Source organism: Pseudomonas sp. FP1740, assembly GCF_030687165.1.
Lineage (GTDB): Bacteria > Pseudomonadota > Gammaproteobacteria > Pseudomonadales > Pseudomonadaceae > Aquipseudomonas.
In genome coordinates this window covers 5,411,511-5,435,084 of sequence record NZ_CP117461.1, presented here as the reverse complement: position 1 = coordinate 5,435,084, position 23,574 = coordinate 5,411,511, and the positions used below count along the sequence as shown (strand labels likewise).

Genomic DNA, 23,574 nt, shown 5'->3' with positions numbered 1-23,574 from the left:
CGAAGCTTACGCCGCTTTCGCTTCCGGCTGGCTCAGGGAGCGGTTCAGTGCGCTGAACAGGGCCTTGAAGCTGGCAGTGGTGATGTTTTCATCGATGCCGACGCCATGTACCGCACGCTCACCATTCACCCGCAATTCAATGTAGGCCGCGGCCTTGGCATTGGTGCCCGCGCCGATGGCGTGCTCGTTGTAGTCCATGATTTCCACCGGGATCGGCAGGCCGGCCACCAGTGCTTCCAGGGCACCGTTGCCCTTGCCGCGCCAGTGCAGATTGGTTTCGCCCTGACCCTTGCTGGAAACTTCGACTTCCACGGCGCTGTGACCGTTTTCTTCCTGCAGGCGATGGCTGACCAGCGCGTACGGGGTGTTGGCCTGCAAGTACTCGCTGTGCAGCAGCGCGTGGATCTGCTGGGCGGTCATCTCCAGGCCCAGGCGATCGGTTTCACGCTGCACGACCTGGCTGAACTCGATTTGCATACGGCGCGGCAAGCTGATGCCGTATTCCTGTTCCAGCAGGTAAGCGATACCGCCCTTGCCCGACTGGCTGTTGACGCGAATCACCGCCTCGTAGCTGCGGCCAATGTCGGCCGGGTCGATCGGCAGGTACGGCACTTCCCACAGGGCGTCCGGTTGCTGCTGGGCGAAGCCCTTGCGGATTGCATCCTGGTGCGAGCCGGAGAACGCGGTGTGAACCAGGTCGCCGACGTACGGGTGACGTGGGTGCACCGCAATCTGGTTGCACTCTTCGACGACTTTGCGCACGCCATCGATATCGGAGAAATCCAGCTCAGGGTTGACGCCCTGGGTGTAGAGGTTCAATGCCACGGTGACGAGATCGACGTTACCGGTACGTTCGCCGTTGCCGAACAGGCAGCCTTCGACACGGTCGGCGCCGGCCATCAGGCCCAGCTCGGTGGCGGCCACGCCGGTGCCACGGTCGTTGTGGGTGTGCAGGCTGATGATCACGCTGTCACGACGGTTGATGTGACGACCGAACCATTCGATCTGGTCGGCATAGATGTTCGGGGTCGCGCATTCGACGGTGGCGGGCAGGTTGAGGATCACCTTGTGCTCAGGCGTCGGGTTCCACACCTCGATCACCGCGTCGCAGACTTCCTTGGCGAATTCCAGTTCGGTGGCGCTGAAGGTTTCTGGCGAGTATTCGAAGGTCCACTCGGTGTCCGGCTGTTGGGCGGCATATTTGACGAACAGCTTGGCGGCGTTCACGGCGATGGCCTTGATCCCGTCCTTGTCCTGGTTGAAGACAATGCGGCGGAAGGAAGGGGAGGTCGCGTTGTACAGGTGAACGATGGCCTTCTTGGCACCGCGCAGGGATTCAAAGGTGCGCGCGATCAAGTCTTCACGGCCCTGGGTCAGCACCTGAATGGTGGTGTCGTCCGGGATGTGGCCGCCTTCGATCAGGGTACGCACGAAGTCGAAGTCAGTTTGCGAAGCAGCCGGGAACGAGGCTTCGATTTCTTTCACACCGACCTGCACCAGGGTCTTCCAGAAACGCAGCTTCTTGACCGCGTCCATTGGCTCGATCAACGACTGGTTGCCGTCACGAAGGTCCGAGCTGCACCAGATCGGCGCTGCAGTGATGGTCTTCGATGGCCAGGTGCGGTCCGGCAGGTTGATGGTCGGGAACGCGCGGTATTTCGAAGACGGGTCTTTGAGCATGCTCATTGGAAAATCCTTATTGTGTGGGCCGAAAAAAGGCGGCCTGCCGGTGGATCAAATGTTCTGGTAAAGCATCAGACGAGGCACCGCGATTCAGCCTGGCAGTCGTGCACTGACGAGGCACAGGCTGCGGTGCTGGCGGAGCTGAATGAGGGTGTGAGAGGTTTTCATGCCTTCAACCCTAACCGCGGGGGGAAAGGATGGCAAGCAGTCGAAAAACTTTGAGAGGAATACTCGAAAAGCGGGTTTTTGCGAGATTTTATTGCTCGTAAGAAGCAGGATTGTTTTGTCGCTTGCGCAGTGTCTCAGCCATGCGCAATCGATAGAAGAGGGGTTGAGTGGGTTGGGAGTGTTCGGTTTATTTGCGGGTTTCGGTGATGCTCAGGCCTCTTAGCGGGCTTGCCCGCGAGAAGAGGCCATCAGCCGCAACCACTGCTTATGGTTGAAACGCACCAATGAAAATCGCCGGGTCCACCCGCGCATCGTTCAAGCTGACGTTCCAGTGCATATGCGGCCCGGTCGCACGGCCAGTTGAGCCGACTTTCCCGACCACCTCACCACGCGCCAGTTGCTGGCCGACTTTCACGTCGATCTTCGACATGTGGCAGAACATGCTGATAAAGCCCTGGCCATGGTCGACGAATACCGTATTGCCGTTGAAGAAGTAATTCCCGATCAGTATTACCTTGCCGGCGGCCGGGGTTTTGATCGGCGTGCCGGCGGGCACTGCAAAGTCGAGGCCCGCGTGGGGATTGCGTTCTTCGCCATTGAAGAAGCGGCGCACCCCGAACTTGCTCGACAACGGCCCATTGACCGGTTTGTCCAGCAACAGGTTGCTCGGAGTATTCGGGCTGAAGCTGCGGTAAGCCTGGATCTGCTCGGCCAACTCGCCCTCGATGCGCTTGAGATTCGCCGGGTTCGGATTGACCTGCTGCGTATTCTTCAGGGTGATGTGCTGTTCCGGGTATTTCTTGTTGCCGACGGTGAAGCTCAGGTTGCGGCCACCGCTGCTCAGCGACTGGCTGCCCGGTTTGACCGTCAGCGGCACGCCGACGATGGCCAGCCAGTTGTTCTGTTCCTTGACCACCAGTACCGGTCTGCCTTGATAGCTGGCTTTTGGCGCCTGGGCAGAGCTGCCCAGATCCACCACGGCTACGCCACCCGGTACCGGTTTGTTCAACAGACGGGTGATGTAACTGTCGGCATGGGCGTTGAAGGTCAGGCACAGCAATAGCAGCGGAGCGAAAAAACGCGGCATGGATCAATCCAGTAAAGAAAGGGTGACAGGCGTCAGGTGATTGTCTTCGACCCGCACTTGCAGCTCGCCTTCGCCCAGTTTGGCTTTCAGGCGCTGGCCGGTGTGGGTTTGCGCGGCGCTGCGGATCGCGTTGCCGCGCTCGTCCAGCAGAATGCTGTAGCCACGAGCGAGGGTCGCCAACGGGCTGACCACATGCAGCGTCTGCATCTGACTTTGCAATTGCAGGCGACGGGATTTAAGCCCTTCGCGCATGGCCCGAGGCAAGCGCTCGGCGAGGCTGTCGAGGCGCTGGCGAAGCATCGCCAGTTGTCGCCCGGGATGCTGCCCGGCGAGGCGGGTTTCCAGACGGATCAAGCGCTCGCGACGGGTGTTGAGGCTACGTTCGAAGGCGCGGCGCAGGCGCATGTCCAGATCATCCAGGCGTTGCGCTTGCTGACGCAGGCGTTCGCCGGGATGGCGCAAGCGGCGAGAGATGCCTTCCAGACGCAGCCGATCGCGCATCAAGCGGTCACGCATGCGCATCACCAGTCGTCGGTGCAGGCTTTCGACCCGACGCACCAGATCGCTGGAGTCCGGCGCCAGCAGTTCGGCGGCGGCGGACGGCGTCGGCGCGCGAACGTCGGCGACGAAGTCACTGATCGATACGTCGGTTTCATGGCCAACGGCGCTGACGATCGGCGTCATACAGGCGTCCACGGCGCGGGCCACGGCTTCTTCGTTGAAACACCAGAGGTCTTCCAGCGAGCCGCCGCCACGGGCCAGGATCAGCGCATCGAAACCACGGGCGTCCGCCAGTTTCAGCGCGCGGACAATTTGCGCAGCGGCTTCGCGACCTTGTACGGCGGTAGGGATCAGCGTCAGTTGCACCTGCGGCGCACGGCGGCGGAACACACTGATGATGTCGCGGATCACCGCGCCGGTGGGTGAGCTGATGATGCCGATGCGTTGCGGGTGCGCCGGCAATGGCACTTTGCGCTCGGCACTGAACAGGCCTTCGGCGCTGAGTTTTTCCTTCAAAGCATCGAAGGCCAGACGCAGGGCGCCATCACCGGCCGGCTCCACGGTGTCGAGAATCAGTTGGTAGTCACCACGGCCTTCAAACAGCGAAACCTTGCCACGAACCTTGACCGCCAGGCCATCCTTCAGCGCCTGGCGAACCCGTGCCGCGTTCTGCCGGAACAGTGCACAACGAACTTGGGCGCCGCTGTCCTTGAGGGTGAAATACACATGGCCGGACGCCGGGCGGGCGAGGTTGGAGATTTCGCCTTCGACCCAGATGTTGCTGAACACGTCTTCGAGCAACACCCGCGCGCGGCCGTTGAGCTGGCTGACAGTCAGGACTTCCCGGTCCAGGCCGAGTCTTGCAAAGGGATCTTTAATCATGGGGCGCAGTTTAAAGGCATTCGGCGATCAATCTCCATGAGTCAGCGTAAATCCCTTGTGGGAGCGGGCATTGCTACGGTAATCGAGTGAAGTGTTCGACGAATTGCTGAACCAGCGCGGTGGGATCTTGCCGGCAGGCGAGGGCGACAGTGCTGTGGCAATCGGGGTCGGCCAAGGGCAGGAAGTGGATGTCGGGTGGCGCAATGTCCTGCATCGACTCTGGCAGCAGGGCGATGCCGAACCCGGCCTGGATCAATTGAAGTTGCGTGGTTTTGCGTGACACCACCCGAGCCGCCCGGGGAAAGAACCCTTGGCGCATGCACAACTCGGCAGACAGATAGCTCAGGCCGCCACGCTGCGGATGAGGGATGGAAATAAACGCTTCATCCTTCAACTGTGCCAGATCGATGCCGTGTGCGGACTTTTCCACAGCCAGCCGATGATTCGGCGGCACTGCCAACAACAGACGCTCGCTGTACAGCGGAACAATCTGCACCCCTTCACGCTGGCGCAGCACCGGCAGGCGCAACAGACCCACATCGAGGCGACCTTCGGCCAATTCTTCCAGTTGTGCCTCCGAGGACAGCTTGACGATGTCCATCGACACCCCGGCATGCAGATCCAGATACACGCTGATGCCGCGCAGCAGTCGACCACTCATGGGCACGGTGCTGGAATGGCTCAGGCGCAAGACGCCCAGTTGACCGGTGCCCACTTGAGTGGCCATTTCGCTGGCCTTGGTCAGTTCGTTCAGCAGGTTTCTGGCCCGAGGCAAAAAGGCTTCGCCCGCTGCCGTCAGGCGGGGCTGGCGGGCGGTGCGTTCGAACAGCGGCGTTTGCAGGCGGGTTTCCATGTCCTTGATCTGTCGGCTCAAGGCTGACTGAGCAATAAACAGTCGTTCGGCCGCCGCGCTGAAGCTGCCGCTCTCGGCGATTTCCACGAAGTAACGCAATTGGCGGGTTGAAAGCACCAGATATGCCTTTTTGAGATGGGTGATCGATTTTGAAGATATTAGTCGCAACGCCCGGCGCTGGCTAAAGTCATCACAGGAATAAAAGGAAGCCGTGTCGATGAATGTGCTGGAGTTGTTGAGCCAATGGCCGTGGGGTGTGGTGGATTGGTTGGTGATCGGATTGGGTGTTGCCCTGGCCTACATCGTGTTCGGCATTGCCGGTTTTGGCACCGCGCTGGTGGCGGGGCCGATTCTGATTCTGTTCATGCCACTGTCGAAAATCGTGCCGCTGTTGGTGCTGCTGGATTTCGTCGCCGCGTTCGGCAATCTGCTGCCCTCGCGCCGAGATGTAGAGCGGTCCGAATTGCTGCGACTGCTGCCGTGCATGGCGGTGGGTTGCACGTTGGGGGTGATTTTTCTGCTGAACCTGAAATCCGATGTATTGCTGCTGTTGATGGGGCTGTTTATCAGCGCCTATGCGATTTACAGCCTGTGGATTAAAACCCGTCCGAGGCAATTGTCCGCGGGTTGGGCGGTGCCGATGGGCACGGTGGGCGGGATGTTCGGGGCGCTGTTTGGCAGCGGCGGCTTTCTATATGCGATCTATTTGAACAGTCGCTTACCCAAGGACGAGGCCCGAGCCACCCAGAGTGCGCTGATCAGTTGCAGCACCGTGGTGCGTTTGAGCCTGTTTGCCGTCGCCGGTGTGTATGCCGAGCTACCCTTGTTGGTATTGGCGCTGTGTTTGTTGCCGGCGGTGGCGCTGGGGCTGTGGATCGGTCGGCGATTGATCATGAAGTTGTCCCGCGAGGCTTTCGTGCGGTTGGTGACCTGGCTGGTGCTGGCCAGCGGGATTGCCTTGATCGGGCGTTATTTGAGCACTTGACCAGATTTCGTCAGGGATTAAGCTGCCGGCCGCCCTGACAATCGGCGCACCGCAGCAACATCCCTTTGACGCAGTAGGCTTGCACCATGAATTCGCAAAGCATCATCGTCCCGAAAATCTCCACACTGCCGGTACACGAACCCCGGGCCCGGGCGGTCGTGCGGTGGCTGGTGCGCAAGAACATCATTAAAGAAGAGCTGACCACCTGTGGCCGCACCGGCAATCACATGGCCCACGCCATCGCCGACGGCGCCCGCGCCGTGGTCCTGCACCCTGAAGCGCTGCCGTTCGGCGAGCCGATCAATGGGCTGGAGGTCATCACCAAGCGTTGCATCTATACACCGGCCAAGGGTTTCCTTGAAGAAGCCGGCTGCGCCGAGTGCCGCAAGGAGATCGGCGAAGCGCTGTTCGAAAGCCTGGAAGACTGGATGCCGGGGCGCACCGATAACTTCACCTGCCCTGAGTGCGGGCATGAAGACGACATCAACGGCTTTCTGTTTTTGCAGGAATGCGGCTTTTCCAACCTGGGGTTCATCTTCAACAATTGGCTCGAGGCCGGGTTCAAGCAGGACTTTATCGATGAGTTTGCCGATTGGCTGGATCAGCCCGTGAGTTGGGTCAAAGTCGAACTCTAAATGCCGGCGTCGGTCCCCTACGGGGGACAATGTTTCTCCGTATGTCAGTAATGCCAATAATAGACAGAGTTTTACATTGAACCCGAGGGGGTGTCTGACTATAATGGCGCGCTTCCATTTTCCCGCTCGGGAGCCCCCGCGATGCTGCGTATCAGCCAAGAAGCTCTGACATTCGACGACATTCTCCTAGTGCCCGGTTATTCCGAGGTACTTCCTAACGAAGTCAGTCTCAAGACCCGCCTTACCCGTGGCATCGAGCTGAATATTCCACTGGTTTCCGCCGCTATGGACACCGTTACTGAAGCCCGTCTGGCAATCGCCATGGCTCAGGAAGGTGGCATCGGCATCATCCACAAGAACATGACCATCGAGCAGCAAGCTGCCGAAGTGCGCAAGGTCAAGCGTTACGAAGCCGGTGTGGTCAAGGACCCGATCACCATCGAGGCCGATGCCACGGTGCGTGAACTGTTCGAACTGACCCGCCTGCACAATATCTCCGGCGTTCCGGTACTACACGATGGCGACCTGGTCGGCATCGTCACTTCCCGTGACGTACGCTTCGAGAACCGCATGGACGCCGCCGTTCGTGAAGTGATGACGCCTAAAGAGCGTCTGGTCACGGTCAAGGAAGGCGCCAACAAGAACGATGTGCGTGAATTGCTGCATAAGCACCGCATCGAGCGCGTGCTGATCGTCGACGACAAATTCGCCCTCAAAGGCATGATGACCGTCAACGACATCGAAAAAGCCAAGGCTTACCCGCTGGCCAGCAAGGACGATCAAGGTCGTCTGCGTGTTGGCGCTGCAGTCGGCACCGGCAAAGACACCGGTGACCGCGTAGCTGCCCTGGTCCATGCCGGTGTTGACGTGGTGGTGGTCGACACTGCCCACGGTCACTCCAAAGGTGTGATCGACCGCGTTCGCTGGGTCAAGCAGAACTTCCCTGAAGTGCAGGTCATCGGCGGCAACATCGCCACCGGCGCTGCTGCCAAGGCCCTGGCCGAAGCCGGCGCTGACGCAGTCAAGGTCGGTATCGGCCCAGGCTCGATCTGCACCACCCGTATCGTCGCCGGTGTCGGCGTCCCGCAAATCAGTGCCATCGCCAACGTTGCCGCTGCCCTTGAAGGCACCGGTGTTCCGTTGATCGCCGACGGCGGCATCCGTTTCTCCGGTGACCTGTCCAAGGCCATTGTGGCCGGTGCCTCCTGCGTGATGATGGGTTCGATGTTCGCCGGTACTGAAGAAGCGCCAGGCGAGATCGAACTGTTCCAGGGCCGTTCGTACAAGGCTTATCGCGGCATGGGTTCGCTGGGCGCCATGTCCCAGGCTCAAGGTTCCTCCGACCGTTACTTCCAGGACTCCTCCGCGGGTGCCGAGAAGCTGGTTCCGGAAGGTATCGAAGGGCGTGTTCCTTACAAGGGCACCCTGAGCGCCATCATCCATCAACTGATGGGCGGCCTGCGTTCCTCGATGGGTTACACCGGCAGCGCCGACATCGAAGAAATGCGCACCAAGCCTGAGTTCGTGCGGATCACCGGCGCTGGCATGGCCGAGTCCCACGTCCACGACGTACAGATCACCAAAGAAGCGCCAAACTACCGCGTAGGTTGAGGCTTCAAGCAAATCGTTAAGCAACCGGGGCTGTTCTATTCAGCCCCGAGTTGTTTCTGAATCACGACTGTTTCTGAATTACTTAGACGAGACTGAATCATGGCCCTCGACATTCACGCTCACCGCATCCTGATCCTCGACTTCGGTTCCCAGTACACCCAACTGATCGCCCGCCGCGTGCGTGAAATCGGTGTTTACTGCGAACTGCATCCGTTCGACATGGACGAGGAAGCCATTCGCGAATTCGCTCCAAAAGGTGTGATCCTCGCCGGCGGCCCCGAGTCCGTGCACGAAGCCGACAGCCCTCGTTGCCCGCAAGCGGTGTTTGACCTGGGCGTGCCAGTCTTCGGTATCTGCTATGGCATGCAGACCATGGCCGAGCAACTGGGCGGCAAGGTTGAAGGTTCCGACCTGCGTGAGTTCGGTTACGCCCGTGTCGATGTGGTCGGCAAGAGCCGCCTGCTCGACGGCATCGAAGACCATATCGACGCCGATGGCCTGTTTGGCCTCGACGTATGGATGAGCCACGGTGACAAGGTCACCAAGATGCCGGAAGACTTCCACATCCTGGCCAGCACCCCGAGCTGCCCGATTGCCGGCATGTTCAACGATGACCGTGCCTACTACGGCGTGCAGTTCCACCCGGAAGTGACCCACACCAAGCAGGGCGGTCGCATCCTGTCGCGCTTCATTCTCGACATCTGCGGCTGTGAAGCGCTGTGGACGCCATCGAAGATTGCCGAAGACGCCATCGCCCAGGTCCGTGCCCAGGTCGGCACCGACAACGTACTGCTTGGCCTGTCCGGCGGCGTGGACTCCTCGGTGGTTGCCGCGCTGCTGCACAAGGCCATTGGCGATCAGCTGACCTGCGTGTTCGTCGACAACGGCCTGTTGCGTCTGCACGAAGGCGAGCAAGTGATGGCCATGTTCGCCGAGAACATGGGTGTCAAAGTGATCCGTGCCAACGCCGAGGACCAGTTCCTCAACAACTTGGCTGGCGAGTCCGATCCAGAGAAGAAGCGCAAGATCATCGGCCGTACCTTCATCGACGTGTTCGATGCCGAATCCTGCAAGCTGGATAACATCAAGTACCTGGCCCAGGGCACCATCTACCCGGACGTGATCGAGTCGGCTGGCGCGAAAAGCGGCAAGGCGCACGTGATCAAGTCGCACCACAACGTGGGTGGCCTGCCGGAAGAAATGAACCTCAAGCTGGTTGAACCGCTGCGCGAGCTGTTCAAGGACGAAGTGCGTCGTCTAGGCCTGGAACTCGGCCTGCCGTACGACATGGTCTACCGTCACCCGTTCCCGGGCCCGGGCCTGGGCGTGCGGATCCTCGGTGAAGTGAAGAAGGAATACGCCGACCTGCTGCGTCGTGCCGACCACATCTTCATCGAAGAACTGCGCAAGGCCGACTGGTACCACAAAGTCAGCCAGGCCTTCGTGGTGTTCCAGCCGGTGAAATCGGTTGGCGTTGTCGGCGATGGCCGTCGTTACGCCTGGGTCGTTGCCCTGCGTGCCGTGGAAACCATCGACTTCATGACCGCGCGTTGGGCACACCTGCCTTACGAACTGCTGGAAACCGTCAGCGGCCGGATCATCAACGAAATCGAAGGCATCTCCCGCGTCACCTACGACGTGTCGAGCAAGCCGCCAGCGACGATTGAGTGGGAGTGATCCCGCTCTGACTGATTGTCGGTAACAACCGAAAGGCCCCGTGAATGTGAGTTCACGGGGCCTTTCGCGTTTCACGGTGCGGTATTTTTCTACACTGGCAAGCGTCCTTCGAGTTTCATGCCCATGCCGGTGAGCGCATGGGAAAGGCTGATCAGGTTGGGGTAAGGTTTTTGATGGATGTCAGTCCAGGCGGGGCGATTGACCAGGTATTGCCCATCGGCCGTTCGTTCAACCAGGGTTTCTGTGATCAGATTGGTTCTGCTGCGATGGATCAAAGTCCAGGTTCCATCAGACTCCTTGAAGGTGAACATTCCCTGGCGGAACAGGAGGCGAGCGATTTCGTCCGGGGTTCGTTGCAGCATGGGCATCGGTACTTGCAGGCTGATATCGGCATACAAGGTGTCGAAATCTCCATGATAGTTAACGGGGGGCGGGCTGGCATTGCGGCCCACCTCTATGCCGTGGTCTATCTCTATATGCAGGCTACGCTCGGGAAGTACTTCCTCAATACGCAAACCGATACCGCCATTCATTTCACTGAGGCCGGCAATGCCTCTAAAGGTATTGGTGTTTTCCTGTCCCGTCAGCACGACCCATTTACCTGATCTGCCAAGCGCTTCATTGGCACGCATGATCGTGGTGGTGAGGTAGTTTTTAATGGATTGTTCCTGAACATCAATAAAGGACGATTCTGGATATCGGTAACTTGTCAGACAGTCGGTCGCCTGGATCCGGATACCGTTCTCGCGAGCCACCTTGACGACCTCAAGAGGGGTGAACTGCCCGGCGGGATCGCTTTGTAACTGTTTCAAATACTTTTCGAGCATGCCGTCCATCGTTGCGCTTCTGCCGAAAATATTCAGGTCCATTTGATTGAAGTCATTGAGCAAGCGATGCATATAGATCGTCTTGACGCCTTGCCTGGCCAACGTCTGCATGTTTTCGATAAGGAACCGCATGCTGGCAATACGATCTTGGCCTTCTCCAATCACCAACCCCGGCGAAGCATCGAATATTTCCTGAATGAGTTCCGGGACAGTCATGGACGGCGTGATGACGGGCTGTACCGGACGTGCCGGTAATGAGGCAAAAAAGTTTTCTTTGGAGAAGAAAGCGCGAGCATCTCTCAATAGAGCTGTGCGATGTCCCGCGACGAACTCTTCATAGGGTGTCACCCCTTGTATGCGTCCGTTGGGGAGGTTGATTATTTTTATGTGCGTTTCTTTCTTACCTAGCCCCAGGAAGTTGAGCGACCGCCCATTGGAGGTGTCGTACTTCGTCGAGGGCACGCGAAGTGCTTCCGGTGGTCGGACATGGTCGGGAAAGCGAGAAGGACCCGGAACAGCGGCGAGGTCGTCTTTGCCACCACCCTTCAAACCGGATTTCGATGTCAGCTCCCACTCGCCCTCGGCATTCAAGCGCACGGGTATCGATCCTGTGGACGCGTATGGGTTTGCCGGGTCGATGATCGCCCAGGTGCCACCGCCATTGATGTCGGCTTCGTAGCGCACGTAATAGGCTGCGTCGTTCATCATGATCGCAGTCGAGGGGTTGGAGTTGAGCGAGTAGATGCCCTGGAACTTGCCGCTGGTGGCAAGTGGTGCCTCGCTTTCCAGAATCTCGTTACTTTGCCAGTGCTCCGGTACTTCAAGGTTCTGTGCCGGCGCCGGTTTCAGGGGGATGAACTCTGGAAGTTGAGTGGTTGCGCGCCCTGAACCGTCGGACAACTCCTGTTCTTGCGTACCGATCGGTTCGGCAGGATTGTTGGCCTCCCGCAGCCTGGCCATTTCGGCAGCTTCGGCGGCCTCGGCCGAAGCGCCGACCTCCTCCAGAACATCGACCTCCTTGAGCAGCGGAAGGTTGAACAGAAGGTTGATGCCAGCCAGTACGGCGCCTTTTACGCCGGCCTTGCGCTCCGCCACCGTTTTGCCGTTCACTGCCTTGTCGATGTTCAAGCCCATTGAAGCGATGCTGGCGCCAATCACCGGCAGTGCAATCGGCCAGCCGAGCAGCGCCAGCGGCCCGAAGACGTGCAGGCCGGCGCTCAGGTAACCCAGCCACATGCCTTTACGCAGTTGTCCGTTGGTCACCAGAGACAGATCGGCCTCTTGCGACATTGCGCTCTGCACATTACGGCTCAACCAGGAAAACGCGTCACCGCTGATGGTGATGTTTTTTTGATTGATCAGATGGTGATCGTATTTGCCCCACGTGCCCACCAACTGGTTCATCAGGGGCGTAATGTTGTCGTGGATCTCCTGACGCACCGACAGCGGGAAGTGGGTCATGAATTCGGTATAACGCGCGTCATCATTCATTTGCAGCAGGATCCACCAATGCATGTCCGTCAACGTCGGGTGCACGTGGAACGCTTCTGTGGCCCCCGGGACATAGGTGATTTGTCGTCCGCTACCATCATCGATACGCAGAATATCCGTGGCGACATGCCCGGCGACGTCCAGGGCGCACACCCGCAGATCGGTTGGTGCAGAGGTTTGCGCACGCAAGGTCTCCAGGGAGATCGGCCAGCATTTGTCAGCGGCGACGGCCCGGATGACGGTCTGAAATTCTTCCTCCTGCAGCGTACCGTTTTCCCGGGCCTCGACGGCTTTACTCAGATAATTGCATTTCGCCAGGGTCCGGTAGTCATCGAAATGCGCGCTCCAGTAGGCGTTCAGCTTGTCCCGATAACGGTCGCTGAAGGTCTCGTGCCAGAAATCCTTGAGCACCGCGCTGGGGTACATCCGGACTTCGTTGGTTTCGTTGTAAATGCTGGCGGTTGCGTCGGCGGTGTAAAACCCGCCGTAACAGTCCAGCTGATCGAAATAGTCCTGATCCGTGACGTAGTACCGATGAATCACCAGCTGCGTCAGGGTCATTGACTGACTGGGTTTAGGGTAATGCTCCCAGCCCAGGAAGGCCTGGGTGCTGCTGGCCGTGACATTGCCAAAGCGATGCCACCAGACCTGATCCGGGTCCAGGCCGGTAATGCCGTGTTTTTTCAGGATTTCGGTGGCCATCACATGGGCTTCTTCGTGCAAATCGGGACAGGCAGTCACGATGACGGGCGCGATGGTCAGAAGGTGTTGTTTGTATGCGGTATCGGGCAGCGTTTCAGTTGTTTGATCGGTAAGCATGTTCTCGCTCCTTGAGAAATGGGCTGAGAGGATTGCCCATTTGCTCAAGGGAAGTGCACTACATAGTTATGTACAAACACGATTCCGGAACGTGTAGGGTCAGCGCCGTGCCACATCCGAAAAGTAGAACTTGTCGAGGGTATGCCGCGATTCGGTGTACTCGAACTGGCGGCCGTCCTGCAGGAAGGTCTGGTTACTGACCACGATCACATGGCTCTGGCCGTCGAGGTCCAGGTGTTGTTGGTCATCCTTGCTCCGGGGCACCGCTTCGATGGTGCGTTGGGCGTAAGCGATTTGCAGTTGCAGGGTCTGTTCGATGAAGGCGTAGATCGATTGCTCGGCAATGTCGCGGGTCAGGCCGGGAATCACGTCGCTGACGAAATGGTTGATGTCGAGGATCACCCGTTTGCCGTCGATCCGCCGTACACGCTTGATCCGCGTGATCAGGCTGCCTTCTTCTGCCTTGATGTGGTCGAGCAGTGGGCCTTCGAGGGGGATTTGTGTGAACTCGACTACCTCGGTGCTGACGTCGTTGCCCAGGCGCGGGTAAGTCTCCTGGAAGCTGACGATGCCGCCCAGCTGGAATTCGATCGGGTTGGTCGACAGCACGAAGGTGCCTTTGCCGTGGACTTTCTGGGCGAAACCGCGCTCCTGCAATTGCTCGATGGCCTTGCGCACGGTGCCGCGACTGGCCTGGTAGCTGTCCATCAATTCGGTTTCGGAAGGCAACCGGGCGCCGCGTTCCAGACGTTCGGTGGTGATGCTGGCAAGCAGATCGCTGTAGATCTGGTTGTATTTACTCATGGGGATGGCTCTGTGCCGCGCTGTGCTCAAGGTTTTGAACCTTAAGGGCAGGGTAGGGGTTTGTCCATGCGGGTTTAGGTTTCTTTGACTTCGGAGGTAGGAAAAATCGCCGTTGGTCGGGTTCAGGATAAACAAAATCAAACTCGTCTGTACGAGTTGTTGCTTTAACTCGTACAGACGAGTACTTTTCGCTTCGGCGTGCTGCCAAAAACAAAAAACTACAGCGGAAGAAAAGCATGAGCCACGATTATCCGAACATCGCCAGCGAGCTGCTGCAAAGCCTCGGTGGCAGCGACAACCTCGAGCAGGCCGCGCACTGCGTCACACGCCTGCGCCTGGCCCTCAAGGACCCGAGCCTGGTCGACAGCGCAACGCTGAATCAGATTGATCTTGTGAAAGGTTCGTTCTTCACCGGTGGGCTGTTCCAGGTGGTCATCGGCCCCGGCGAAGTTGAAAAGGTGTACGCCGAACTGCGCCGTCAAACCGGTCTGGCGGCTGCAACCATCGCCGACGTTAAACAAAAAAGCGCCGACAAGATAAACGCCATGCAGCGTCTGGTGCGGGTGTTCTCCGACGTGTTCATGCCGATCCTGCCGGCGTTGATCATTGCGGGGCTGTTGATGGGCATCAACAACCTGATTGGCGCCAAGGGCATGTTCATCGAAGGCCAGACCCTGCTGGACGCCTACCCGAAACTTGACGGGCTCTGGAGCCTGATCAACCTGATGGCCAACACCTCGTTTGTATTCCTGCCGGCGCTGGTGGGCTGGTCGGCGGCCAAGCGGTTTGGTGGCAGCGAAATCCTTGGCATCGTGCTCGGCCTGATGCTGGTGCATCCGGACCTGCTCAACGCCTGGAACTACGGCAAGGCAGTCGCAGGTCTCGACGGCCAGAGCCTGCCGTACTTCGACATCCTCGGTTTGTTCCAGATCGAAAAGGTCGGCTATCAGGGGCAGATCCTGCCGATCCTGCTGGCGGCCTACGTGATGAGCGTCATCGAAAAATGGCTGCGGGCGCGGGTGCCGAACGCGGTGCAATTGCTGGTGGTGCCGATCACCACCATCGTGGTCACCGGCGTGCTGGCACTGGCCGTGATCGGCCCGGTGACCCGGCATCTGGGGATTCTCATCACCGAAGGCGTCGTCACTCTGTTCGACCTGGCGCCCATGGTCGGTGGCGCGATTTTCGGTCTGCTCTACGCACCGCTGGTGATCACCGGCATGCACCACATGTTTCTCGCGGTCGACTTGCAACTGATCTCCACCCAGGGCGGTACCTTCATCTGGCCGATGATCGTCATGTCCAACCTCGCCCAAGGCAGCGCGGCACTGGCGGTGTTCTACATGACCCGCAGTGTGCGGGACAAAAGCATGGCCTCGACCTCGGCAATTTCTGCCTACTTCGGCATCACCGAACCGGCGATGTTCGGGGTCAACCTGCGCTACAAGTTTCCGTTCTATGCCGCCCTGATCGGTTCGGCCCTGGGCTGCATCTTCCTGTCGCTGAACAAGGTCCAGGCTTCGGCAATCGGCGTCGGTGGCTTGCCCGGCTTCATCTCGATCATTCCGCAGTTCATTCCGATGTTCGTGGTCGGGATGGTGATTGCCATGGTCGTGCCGTTTGTTTTGACCTGCGGGTTGAGCATGAAGATTGTCCGGCCCGGGTATCGGGTCGCCTGATAGATCGCATTCGCCAGTACCTATTCAAAAAGGAATCCGCCATGCAAGACTGGCAACGTTCGGTGATCTACCAGATCTACCCGAAGAGTTTTCACAGCCACGCCGGCAACCCCACGGGGGATTTGCTCGGCGTCGTGGCCAAGCTCGATTACCTGCACTGGCTGGGTGTCGATTGCCTGTGGATCACGCCATTCCTGCGTTCGCCGCAGCGCGACAACGGTTACGACATCAGCGATTACTACGCCATCGACCCGAGCTACGGAACCATGGCCGACTGCGAATTGCTGATTGCCGAGGCCGGCAAGCGCGGGATCAAGCTGATGCTCGACATCGTGGTCAACCACACCTCGATCGAACACACCTGGTTCCAGCAGGCCCGCAGCAGCCTCGATAGCCCTTACCGCGACTTCTACATCTGGCGCGACCAGCCGAACAACTGGGAATCCAAGTTCGGCGGTTCGGCCTGGGAGTACGAAGCCCAGACCGGCCAGTATTACCTGCACTTGTTCGACCACACGCAGGCCGACCTGAACTGGGACAACCCCAGGGTGCGCGCTGAAGTCTTCAAGATGATGCGGTTCTGGCGCGACAAAGGCGTGGGCGGGTTCCGCCTTGACGTGATCAATCTGATTTCCAAACCGGCGGACTTCCCCGAGGACAGCTCCGACGGTCGGCGTTTCTACACCGATGGCCCGAACGTCCACGAATACTTGCAGCAGATGCACCGCGAAGTGTTCGAAGGTCATGACCTGATCAACGTCGGCGAGATGTCGTCCACCAGTCTGGAACACTGCATTCGCTACTCGCGGCCGGAGTCGAAAGAGCTGTCGATGACCTTCAACTTTCATCACTTGAAGGTTGATTACCCGAACCTGCAGAAGTGGATTCGCGCCGATTTCGATTTCCTCGAGCTCAAGCGCATCCTCTCCGACTGGCAGACCGGCATGCAGGCCGGCGGTGGCTGGAACGCGCTGTTCTGGTGTAACCACGACCAGCCGCGGGTGGTTTCGCGGTTTGGTGATGATGGCGAGCATCGGGTGGTGTCGGCGAAGATGCTCGGCACCGCACTGCATTTCCTCCAGGGCACGCCGTTTGTGTATCAAGGCGAAGAGCTGGGCATGACCAATCCGGGGTTCGATCACATCGATCAGTACCGCGATGTCGAGACTCTGAACATCTTCCGGCTCAAGCGCGAGGCCGGTGCAACCGACGCCGACAACATGGCGGCGATCATGCAAAAGTCTCGGGACAACAGCCGCACGCCGATGCACTGGAGCGCCGAGCCGAACGCCGGTTTCAGCGCTGTCGAGCCGTGGATCGGGGTGCCGGCCAATGCCGCGCAAATCAACGTCGCCCACCAACTCGACGACCCGGATTCGGTGCTGCATCACTACCGTCAGTTGATTGCCCTGCGCCGCAGTGAAGCGCTGATGTCCGATGGCGTGTACCGGCAGTTGTTGCCTCAACACACGCAAATCTGGGCGTACGTGCGTGAAGGCAATGGTGAGCGTTTGCTGGTGCTGAACAACTTCTATGGCTCGCCGTGCGAAGTTGAACTGCCGCCGGAGGTGATCAGCGAAGCGATGGCGCAACGTCTGGTGATCAGCAATTACCCGGACTGTCCGCCACGACATCGGCAGGTCTTTTTACGGCCCTATGAGTCGTTCGTTCTGCACCTGACCAACATTTAAAAACACTGTTTCAAACAACACGCAGAACACTGCGCGGGGGAGTTTTGCGCGCCGGTTTTGCTGCATCACACAATAAAAATAATGAGGTGGTTTTTGAAAACAACAATAAATCGCAGTCTTGTAGCGGCGGGCGTGTGCCTGGCATTACCACTGTCAGCCCAGGCGCTGGAATTCGCCGGTTACTTGCGCAGCGGCGTCGGGACCTCGGTTAACAGCGGTAAACAGCAGTGTTTCCAGCTGCCGGGGGCGCAGACCAAATACCGCTTGGGTAACGAATGTGAGCAGTACGCCGAACTTGAATTGCGCCAGGATCTTTACACCCTGGACGATGGTTCGGTGCTCAGCGTCGACGGCATGGCATCGCTGTATAACCAGTACGACAAGGACCTGACGTTCAACGGTGACAACGGCTCGGTGCGCATGCCGCAGATGTACGCGCAATGGTCGAACATGCCCAGCCTCAATGGTGGTTCGCTGTGGGCCGGTCGGCGTTACTACAAACGGAATGACATCCATATTTCCGACTTTTACTACTGGAACCAGAGCGCCACCGGCGGCGGTATCGAGGACGTGCTGATCGGCGATCTGAAGTACAGCTACGCCTTCTCGCGCAAGGACAACCTGTACCAGAAGGACTACATCAACCGTCACGATTTCAACGTCGCCGGCTTCAACACCAACCCCGGCGGTGAGTTGGAGTTCGGTTTGAGTTACATCGATAAACCCGACAGCCGCGACGCTCACCGTGGCTGGGCGATCACCACCCAGCATGTGCAGAAGGGCTTTCTGGGCGGCAAGAACAAACTGGCCTTTCAGTACGGCGAAGGCCCCGGCACGGGGTTGGGCTATACCGGTAACGTGAAGCTGGACGACAGCAGTAAAAGCTATCGCGTGGTGGAGTTCTTCGACTGGCAAGTGACGCCGCGCTTTGGCGGGCAGGTCGAGGCGGTTTATCAGAAGGACATTCGCCCCGACGGCGCTGACCAGAACTGGATTTCCCTCGGGATTCGCCCGGCCTATGCGATCACCGAGCAAATCAAACTGGTGACCGAACTGGGCCACGATCAGGTCGAGGCCACAGGCGGCACGCGCAAACTGAGCAAGTTCACCGTCGCCCCGACCTGGTCGCCCAAGGGCCCGGAATTCTGGGCGCGCCCCGAGGTGCGTCTGTATTACACCTATGCCAGCTGGAACGAGGCGGCCAAACGGGCGGCCAATGAACTGGCAGCGGGTTCGGCGTTGTCCGACACGGGCGCCTTCGGCACCGCGCGACACGGCTCGAACGTCGGATTGCAGGTCGAGTATTGGTGGAAATAAGCGATGCTGTCGGAGCCTCGCGCTCCATCGGCACTTCAAAGAACAAAAACAGCAGGTGACGTCATGGCCATACCCCAACAATTGCAACTGCTGGCACCTTTGTCCGGTGTGCTTATGCCGCTGGACCAGGTGCCCGATCAGGTGTTTTCCAGTCGCGTGATCGGCGACGGTCTGTGCATCGACCCGACCTCGTCCACCTTGTGCGCACCGCTGGCCGGGGTGATCAGCAATGTGCAGGCCAGCGGGCACGCCGTCAGCATCACCGACGACAATGGTGTGCAGGTATTGATGCATATCGGCCTCGACACCGTGAACCTGGCCGGCAAGGGTTTCACCCGGTCGGTGGAGGAAGGTCAGCGGGTTGAGGTGGGGCAGGCGCTGATCGAGTTCAATGCCGATTACATTGCCTTGAACGCCCGCAGTTTGTTGACCTTGATGCTGGTGGTCAGCGGCGAGCCGTTTACCTGGCTGGCCCCTGAAACGGGGGTGGTGCAAAGCGGTCAGCCGTTGCTGAGTTTGAATCCATCGGAAGTGACGGTCGGTGAACCGGGATTGGAGGAAGGCGACGCGCTGTTCTCCAAACCGGTGAAACTGCCCAATGCCAACGGCTTGCACGCGCGCCCCGCGGCAGTGTTTGCCCAAGCGGCGAAAGGCTTTTCAGCGAGCATTTGTCTGCATAAACAGCAGGACAGCGCGAACGCCAAATCCCTGGTGGCGATCATGGCTTTGCAGACTGCCCATGGTGACGTCCTGCAGGTCAGCGCGGCGGGCGCGGATGCCGAAATGGCGATCAAGACGCTGGTGGAGTTGCTGGCTAGCGGTTGCGGGGAAGTCGTGACGGTGATGGTAGAGGTTGAGACAGTCGCCGCTGAGGCCTCATCGCTAAAGGTGCTGCGCGGCGTTTGTGCATCGCCGGGGTCGGCATTTGGCCAAGTGGTGCAGATTGCCGAGCAGACCCTCGAGGTGAGTGAGTCAGGCGTTGGTCCTCAGGTTGAGCGTGAGCATCTGTCCCGAGCGTTGGCGACGGCGGTTCTGGCCCTGCAGCAGTTGCGGGACACGGCCACGGGGGACGCCCAGGCCGACATCTTCAAGGCGCATCAGGAACTGCTCGAAGACCCAAGCCTGCTGCATCAGGCCCTGGCATTGATCGACGCTGGCAAAAGCGCCGCTTACGCCTGGCGGGCGGCCACCGAGTCGACGGCGGCGTTGTTCAAAAGTCTGGGCAATGCCTTGCTGGCCGAACGAGCGGCGGATTTGGCCGATGTTGGTCAACGGGTGCTCAAGTTGATTCTCGGTGTAGAAGATCGTGCGATGGAGTTGCCGGAAGGGGCGATTCTGATTGCCGAGCAGCTGACGCCTTCCCAGACGGCTGGCCTGGACCCGTGCAAGGTGCTGGGGTTCGCGACGGTCGGCGGTGGTGCCACCAGCCACGTGGCGATTCTGGCCCGGGCCTTTGGCTTGCCGGCGATCTGCGGTTTGCCGGTTCAGGTACTGGCATTGACCAATGGCAACCGGGTTTTGCTCGATGCCGACAAGGGCGAGTTGCAGATCGATCCGGAACTGGCCGCCATTGAGCAGTTGCAAGTTCATCGTCAGCGGCAAAAGAAACGCCAGCAACACGAGTTGGCAAACGCAGGGTTGGCCGCCCGTACCCGCGATGGGCATCACGTTGAAATCACTGCCAATATCGCTTCGCTGGCCGAAGCCGAACAGGCCATGGCGCTGGGTGGCGAGGGTGTCGGTCTGTTGCGTTCGGAGTTTCTTTATCTGGATCGCAATCACGCGCCGAGCCATGACGAGCAGGCCTGCACCTACAGCGCCATCGCCCGCGCCCTGGGCCCGGCGTGCAGTCTGGTGGTGCGCACCCTGGATGTCGGCGGTGACAAACCGTTGGCCTACGTGCCGATGGAGCGCGAAACCAACCCGTTCCTGGGCATGCGCGGCATTCGTTTGTGCCTGGAGCGTCCGCAGTTGTTGCGCGATCAGTTCAAGGCGATTTTGAGCAGCGCCGGGCTGGCTCGCCTGCACATCATGCTGCCGATGGTCACGCAGTTGTCGGAATTGCGCCTGGCCCGTCAGCTGCTTGAAGAGGAAGCGCTGGCAGCAGGGCTCACGGAACTGCCGAAACTGGGGATCATGATCGAAGTTCCGGCAGCGGCGCTGATGGCGGATCTGTTTGCGCCCGAGGTGGATTTCTTCTCCATCGGCACCAACGATCTCACCCAATACACCCTGGCCATGGACCGCGATCACCCACGGCTGGCCAGTCAGGCCGACAGTTTTCATCCATCGGTGCTGCGCTTGATCGCCAGCACGGTGAAAGCCGCCCATGCCCATGGCAAATGGGTCGGCGTATGCGGCGCTCTGGCTTCGGAAAACCTGGCGGTGCCGCTGTTACTGGGGCTTGGCGTGGATGAGTTGTCGGTGAGCGTGCCGCTGATTCCGGCGATCAAGGCGGCGGTTCGCGAAGTGGACCTGCTGGACTGTCAGGCCATCGCCCAGCAAGTGCTGGGGCTGGAAAGTGCCGGGCAGGTACGCGAGGCATTGCGCCTGCACCACGAGGCCACGGTAGATACTTCACTGGTTCTGGAGAACTGAGCATGTTCGAGAAAATGCAGCGGGCGTTCTGGAAAGCGTTGACCCCGGACCTGGTGGTAGATGAGCCGAAAGTAGTGGCTCAGCCTGTTTCGGGGTTGGCCGCGAATGTCGTGGCCGCCCTGGGCGGTGTGGATAACCTCAAGTCGCATCAGCCGGTGGCGCTGACCCGGATGCGGGTGGAGTTACGGGATGTGGCGCGGATCGATCAGCAGGCGTTGATGGCAGAGGGGGTGCCTGGGGTCATGATGCTGGACGGTGGAGTGGTGCATCTGCTCACCGGTCTTCAGTGATCGTTCCCTCGCGTTGCCCTTACTGTTTCTCATCCGCAGGTGTATCGTATTCGCCTTTTGCAGGCTCCTCGCCTGTGGTTGATACGTGAGGTAGTTGAGTTCATGTCCTTTACCCGTCGCCAAATCCTCGGTGGCCTGGCCGGTCTTGTTGTCGTTGGTGTCGGAGCCGGTGGCGCGTCGCGTTACTGGCTGGGCAAGATGGCCGACGCTGAGGCCGGCCACGACTATGAGCTGATCGCCGCCCCGCTGGACGTCGAACTGGTGGCCGGGCACAAGACCGAGGCTTGGGCGTTCGGCCCATCGGCTCCGGGCACTGAATTGCGTGTGCGTCAGGGCGAATGGCTGCGGGTGCGCTTCATCAACCATCTGCCGGTGGCGACCACCATTCACTGGCACGGCATCCGCCTGCCGCTGGAAATGGACGGCGTGCCGTATGTCTCGCAATTGCCGGTGCTGCCGGGCGAGTACTTCGACTACAAGTTCCGCGTGCCCGACGCCGGCAGCTATTGGTATCACCCGCACGTGAACAGCAGCGAGGAGCTCGGTCGCGGGCTGGTCGGCCCGCTGATCATCGAAGAGCGCGAGCCCACCGGTTTCAAGTATGAAAAGACCTTGAGCCTCAAGAGCTGGCATGTCGATGAAGTCGGTGCTTTCGTGCCGTTCAGCATTCCTCGTGAAGCGGCCCGTGGCGGTACGGCGGGGGGGCTGTCGACCATCAATGGTGTGTCGCAAGCGGTGATTGAATTGCCCGCCGGGCAGATCACCCGCGTACGCCTGCTCAACCTCGACAACACGCTGACTTATCGCCTTAATATTCCCGGTGTCGAAGCGCAGATCTACGCGCTGGACGGCAACCCGATTGAACCGCGCCCACTGGGCAAGGAATACTGGCTCGGCCCGGGCATGCGCATTTGCCTGGCCATCAAGGCTCCGCCGGCCGGCGAAGAATTGTCCCTGCGCAACGGTCCGGTACGCCTGGGCACCTTGCGCTCAGTGGCCAATACCGACGCGCCAACCGAGTGGCCGCCGGCACTGCCCGCCAACCCGGTGGCCGAGCCGGACCTGGCCAATGCCGAGAAACTCAACTTCAATTTCGAATGGGTGGGTTCGGTGTCAGTCAACGTCGACAATGGCAAGCCGCCCAGCCTGTGGCAGATCAACGGCAAGGCTTGGGACATCACCGACAAGACCTGTGCCGACCGACCGATTGCCAAGCTCGAAAAGGGCAAAAGCTATATTTTCGAATTGAAGAACATGACTCAGTATCAGCACCCGATCCATTTGCATGGCATGAGCTTCAAAGTCATTGCCTCGAACCGGCACAAGGTTATCCCGTATTTCACCGACACTTACCTGTTGGGCAAGAACGAGCGCGCGCAAGTGGCGCTGGTGGCGGATAACCCGGGCGTCTGGATGTTCCACTGCCATGTGATCGACCACATGGAAACCGGCCTGATGGCCGCCATCGAGGTGGCGTGATGCGTCAGATACGCCCCGCGGCGATTATCGACCGCAGCCGTGATCGTGATTTCATGCGCGAAGCCCTGGCCCTCGCCGCCGAAGGCGCGGCGCTGGGTGAAGTGCCGGTGGGTGCTGTGCTGGTGCAGGACGGTGAAATCATCGGGCGCGGTTTCAATTGCCCGATCAGCGGCAATGACCCCAGCGCCCACGCCGAGATGGTCGCGATCCGCGCCGCCGCCCAGGCCGCCAGCAACTATCGCCTGCCGGGCAGTACGCTATACGTGACGCTGGAGCCGTGCAGCATGTGCGCCGGGCTGATCGTGCATTCGCGGATTGCGCGGGTGGTGTATGGCGCGCTGGAGCCCAAGGCCGGAATTGTGCAGAGCCAGGGGCAGTTTTTTACCCAGGGCTTTTTGAATCACCGGGTGCTGTACGAAGGCGGGGTGTTGGCCGAGGAGTGCGGGGCAGTGTTGAGCGAGTTCTTCAAGGCCCGTAGGGCCAAGCCAGCGGATTAG

General features: G+C 59.7%; 17 protein-coding genes. 11 read left to right on the top strand and 6 right to left on the bottom strand.

Annotated elements, in window-relative coordinates; translation table 11 throughout:
- Window positions 1-6: 6 nt before the first annotated feature.
- From leuA to PSH69_RS24295, 4 genes are all read right to left on the bottom strand, one after another.
- Entirely contained in the window at window positions 7-1,686 is a 1,680-nt protein-coding gene (gene leuA, locus PSH69_RS24310) for a 2-isopropylmalate synthase (protein ID WP_018927056.1), read from the bottom strand.
- Between the two features lie 430 nt (window positions 1,687-2,116).
- The gene (locus tag PSH69_RS24305; protein ID WP_019581053.1) at window positions 2,117-2,938 is read right to left on the bottom strand and encodes a peptidoglycan DD-metalloendopeptidase family protein; all 822 of its coding nucleotides are present in this window, start codon (window positions 2,936-2,938) and stop codon (window positions 2,117-2,119) included.
- 3 nt (window positions 2,939-2,941) lie between these two features.
- Window positions 2,942-4,321, bottom strand: coding sequence for an exodeoxyribonuclease VII large subunit (gene xseA / locus PSH69_RS24300; protein WP_305410056.1), 1,380 nt, complete (start codon window positions 4,319-4,321; stop codon window positions 2,942-2,944).
- 73 nt (window positions 4,322-4,394) lie between these two features.
- On the bottom strand, window positions 4,395-5,291 hold the full coding sequence (locus tag PSH69_RS24295) for a LysR family transcriptional regulator (RefSeq protein ID WP_138866271.1): 897 nt from the start codon (window positions 5,289-5,291) through the stop codon (window positions 4,395-4,397).
- 100 nt (window positions 5,292-5,391) lie between these two features.
- Between PSH69_RS24295 and PSH69_RS24290 the strand changes: the two genes are divergently transcribed.
- The 4 genes from PSH69_RS24290 (at window position 5,392) to guaA (ending at window position 10,082) form a co-directional block, all read left to right on the top strand.
- Entirely contained in the window at window positions 5,392-6,159 is a 768-nt protein-coding gene (locus PSH69_RS24290) for a sulfite exporter TauE/SafE family protein (RefSeq protein ID WP_305410055.1), read from the top strand.
- An 86-nt stretch (window positions 6,160-6,245) separates the two neighbouring features.
- Complete coding sequence (locus PSH69_RS24285) at window positions 6,246-6,794, top strand: sugar ABC transporter ATPase (protein ID WP_111454295.1); 549 nt, start codon at window positions 6,246-6,248, stop codon at window positions 6,792-6,794.
- A 141-nt stretch (window positions 6,795-6,935) separates the two neighbouring features.
- Entirely contained in the window at window positions 6,936-8,405 is a 1,470-nt protein-coding gene (gene guaB / locus PSH69_RS24280) for an IMP dehydrogenase (protein ID WP_095632439.1), read from the top strand.
- 99 nt (window positions 8,406-8,504) lie between these two features.
- The gene (gene guaA / locus PSH69_RS24275; RefSeq protein WP_018927049.1) at window positions 8,505-10,082 is read left to right on the top strand and encodes a glutamine-hydrolyzing GMP synthase; all 1,578 of its coding nucleotides are present in this window, start codon (window positions 8,505-8,507) and stop codon (window positions 10,080-10,082) included.
- 89 nt (window positions 10,083-10,171) lie between these two features.
- Here the strand turns inward: guaA and PSH69_RS24270 are convergent, their stop codons facing one another.
- Both PSH69_RS24270 and treR read right to left on the bottom strand, forming a co-directional pair.
- Window positions 10,172-13,219, bottom strand: coding sequence for a membrane-targeted effector domain-containing toxin (locus tag PSH69_RS24270; protein ID WP_305410054.1), 3,048 nt, complete (start codon window positions 13,217-13,219; stop codon window positions 10,172-10,174).
- A gap of 99 nt (window positions 13,220-13,318) precedes the next feature.
- Window positions 13,319-14,023, bottom strand: coding sequence for a trehalose operon repressor (gene treR / locus PSH69_RS24265; RefSeq protein WP_064620099.1), 705 nt, complete (start codon window positions 14,021-14,023; stop codon window positions 13,319-13,321).
- 236 nt (window positions 14,024-14,259) lie between these two features.
- Here treR and treP point away from each other — a divergent pair, with 236 nt between their 5' ends.
- From treP to tadA, 7 genes are all read left to right on the top strand, one after another.
- Complete coding sequence (treP, locus tag PSH69_RS24260) at window positions 14,260-15,702, top strand: PTS system trehalose-specific EIIBC component (protein ID WP_305410053.1); 1,443 nt, start codon at window positions 14,260-14,262, stop codon at window positions 15,700-15,702.
- 41 nt (window positions 15,703-15,743) lie between these two features.
- Complete coding sequence (gene treC, locus PSH69_RS24255; protein WP_305410052.1) at window positions 15,744-17,393, top strand: alpha,alpha-phosphotrehalase; 1,650 nt, start codon at window positions 15,744-15,746, stop codon at window positions 17,391-17,393.
- Between the two features lie 93 nt (window positions 17,394-17,486).
- On the top strand, window positions 17,487-18,710 hold the full coding sequence (locus PSH69_RS24250; RefSeq protein WP_138866266.1) for a carbohydrate porin: 1,224 nt from the start codon (window positions 17,487-17,489) through the stop codon (window positions 18,708-18,710).
- Between the two features lie 63 nt (window positions 18,711-18,773).
- Window positions 18,774-21,308 carry a phosphoenolpyruvate--protein phosphotransferase gene (gene ptsP, locus PSH69_RS24245; RefSeq protein WP_305410051.1) on the top strand — a complete coding sequence of 845 codons (2,535 nt, stop codon included), beginning with the start codon at window positions 18,774-18,776 and terminating at the stop codon, window positions 21,306-21,308.
- A 2-nt stretch (window positions 21,309-21,310) separates the two neighbouring features.
- Entirely contained in the window at window positions 21,311-21,598 is a 288-nt protein-coding gene (locus PSH69_RS24240; protein WP_305410050.1) for a PTS transporter subunit EIIB, read from the top strand.
- Window positions 21,599-21,700: 102 nt separating this feature from the next.
- Complete coding sequence (locus PSH69_RS24235; protein ID WP_305410049.1) at window positions 21,701-23,077, top strand: multicopper oxidase family protein; 1,377 nt, start codon at window positions 21,701-21,703, stop codon at window positions 23,075-23,077.
- Window positions 23,077-23,574, top strand: a complete 498-nt coding sequence (gene tadA / locus PSH69_RS24230) for a tRNA adenosine(34) deaminase TadA (protein ID WP_018927040.1) — start codon at window positions 23,077-23,079, stop codon at window positions 23,572-23,574. The genes PSH69_RS24235 and tadA overlap by 1 nt, the downstream gene beginning before the upstream one ends.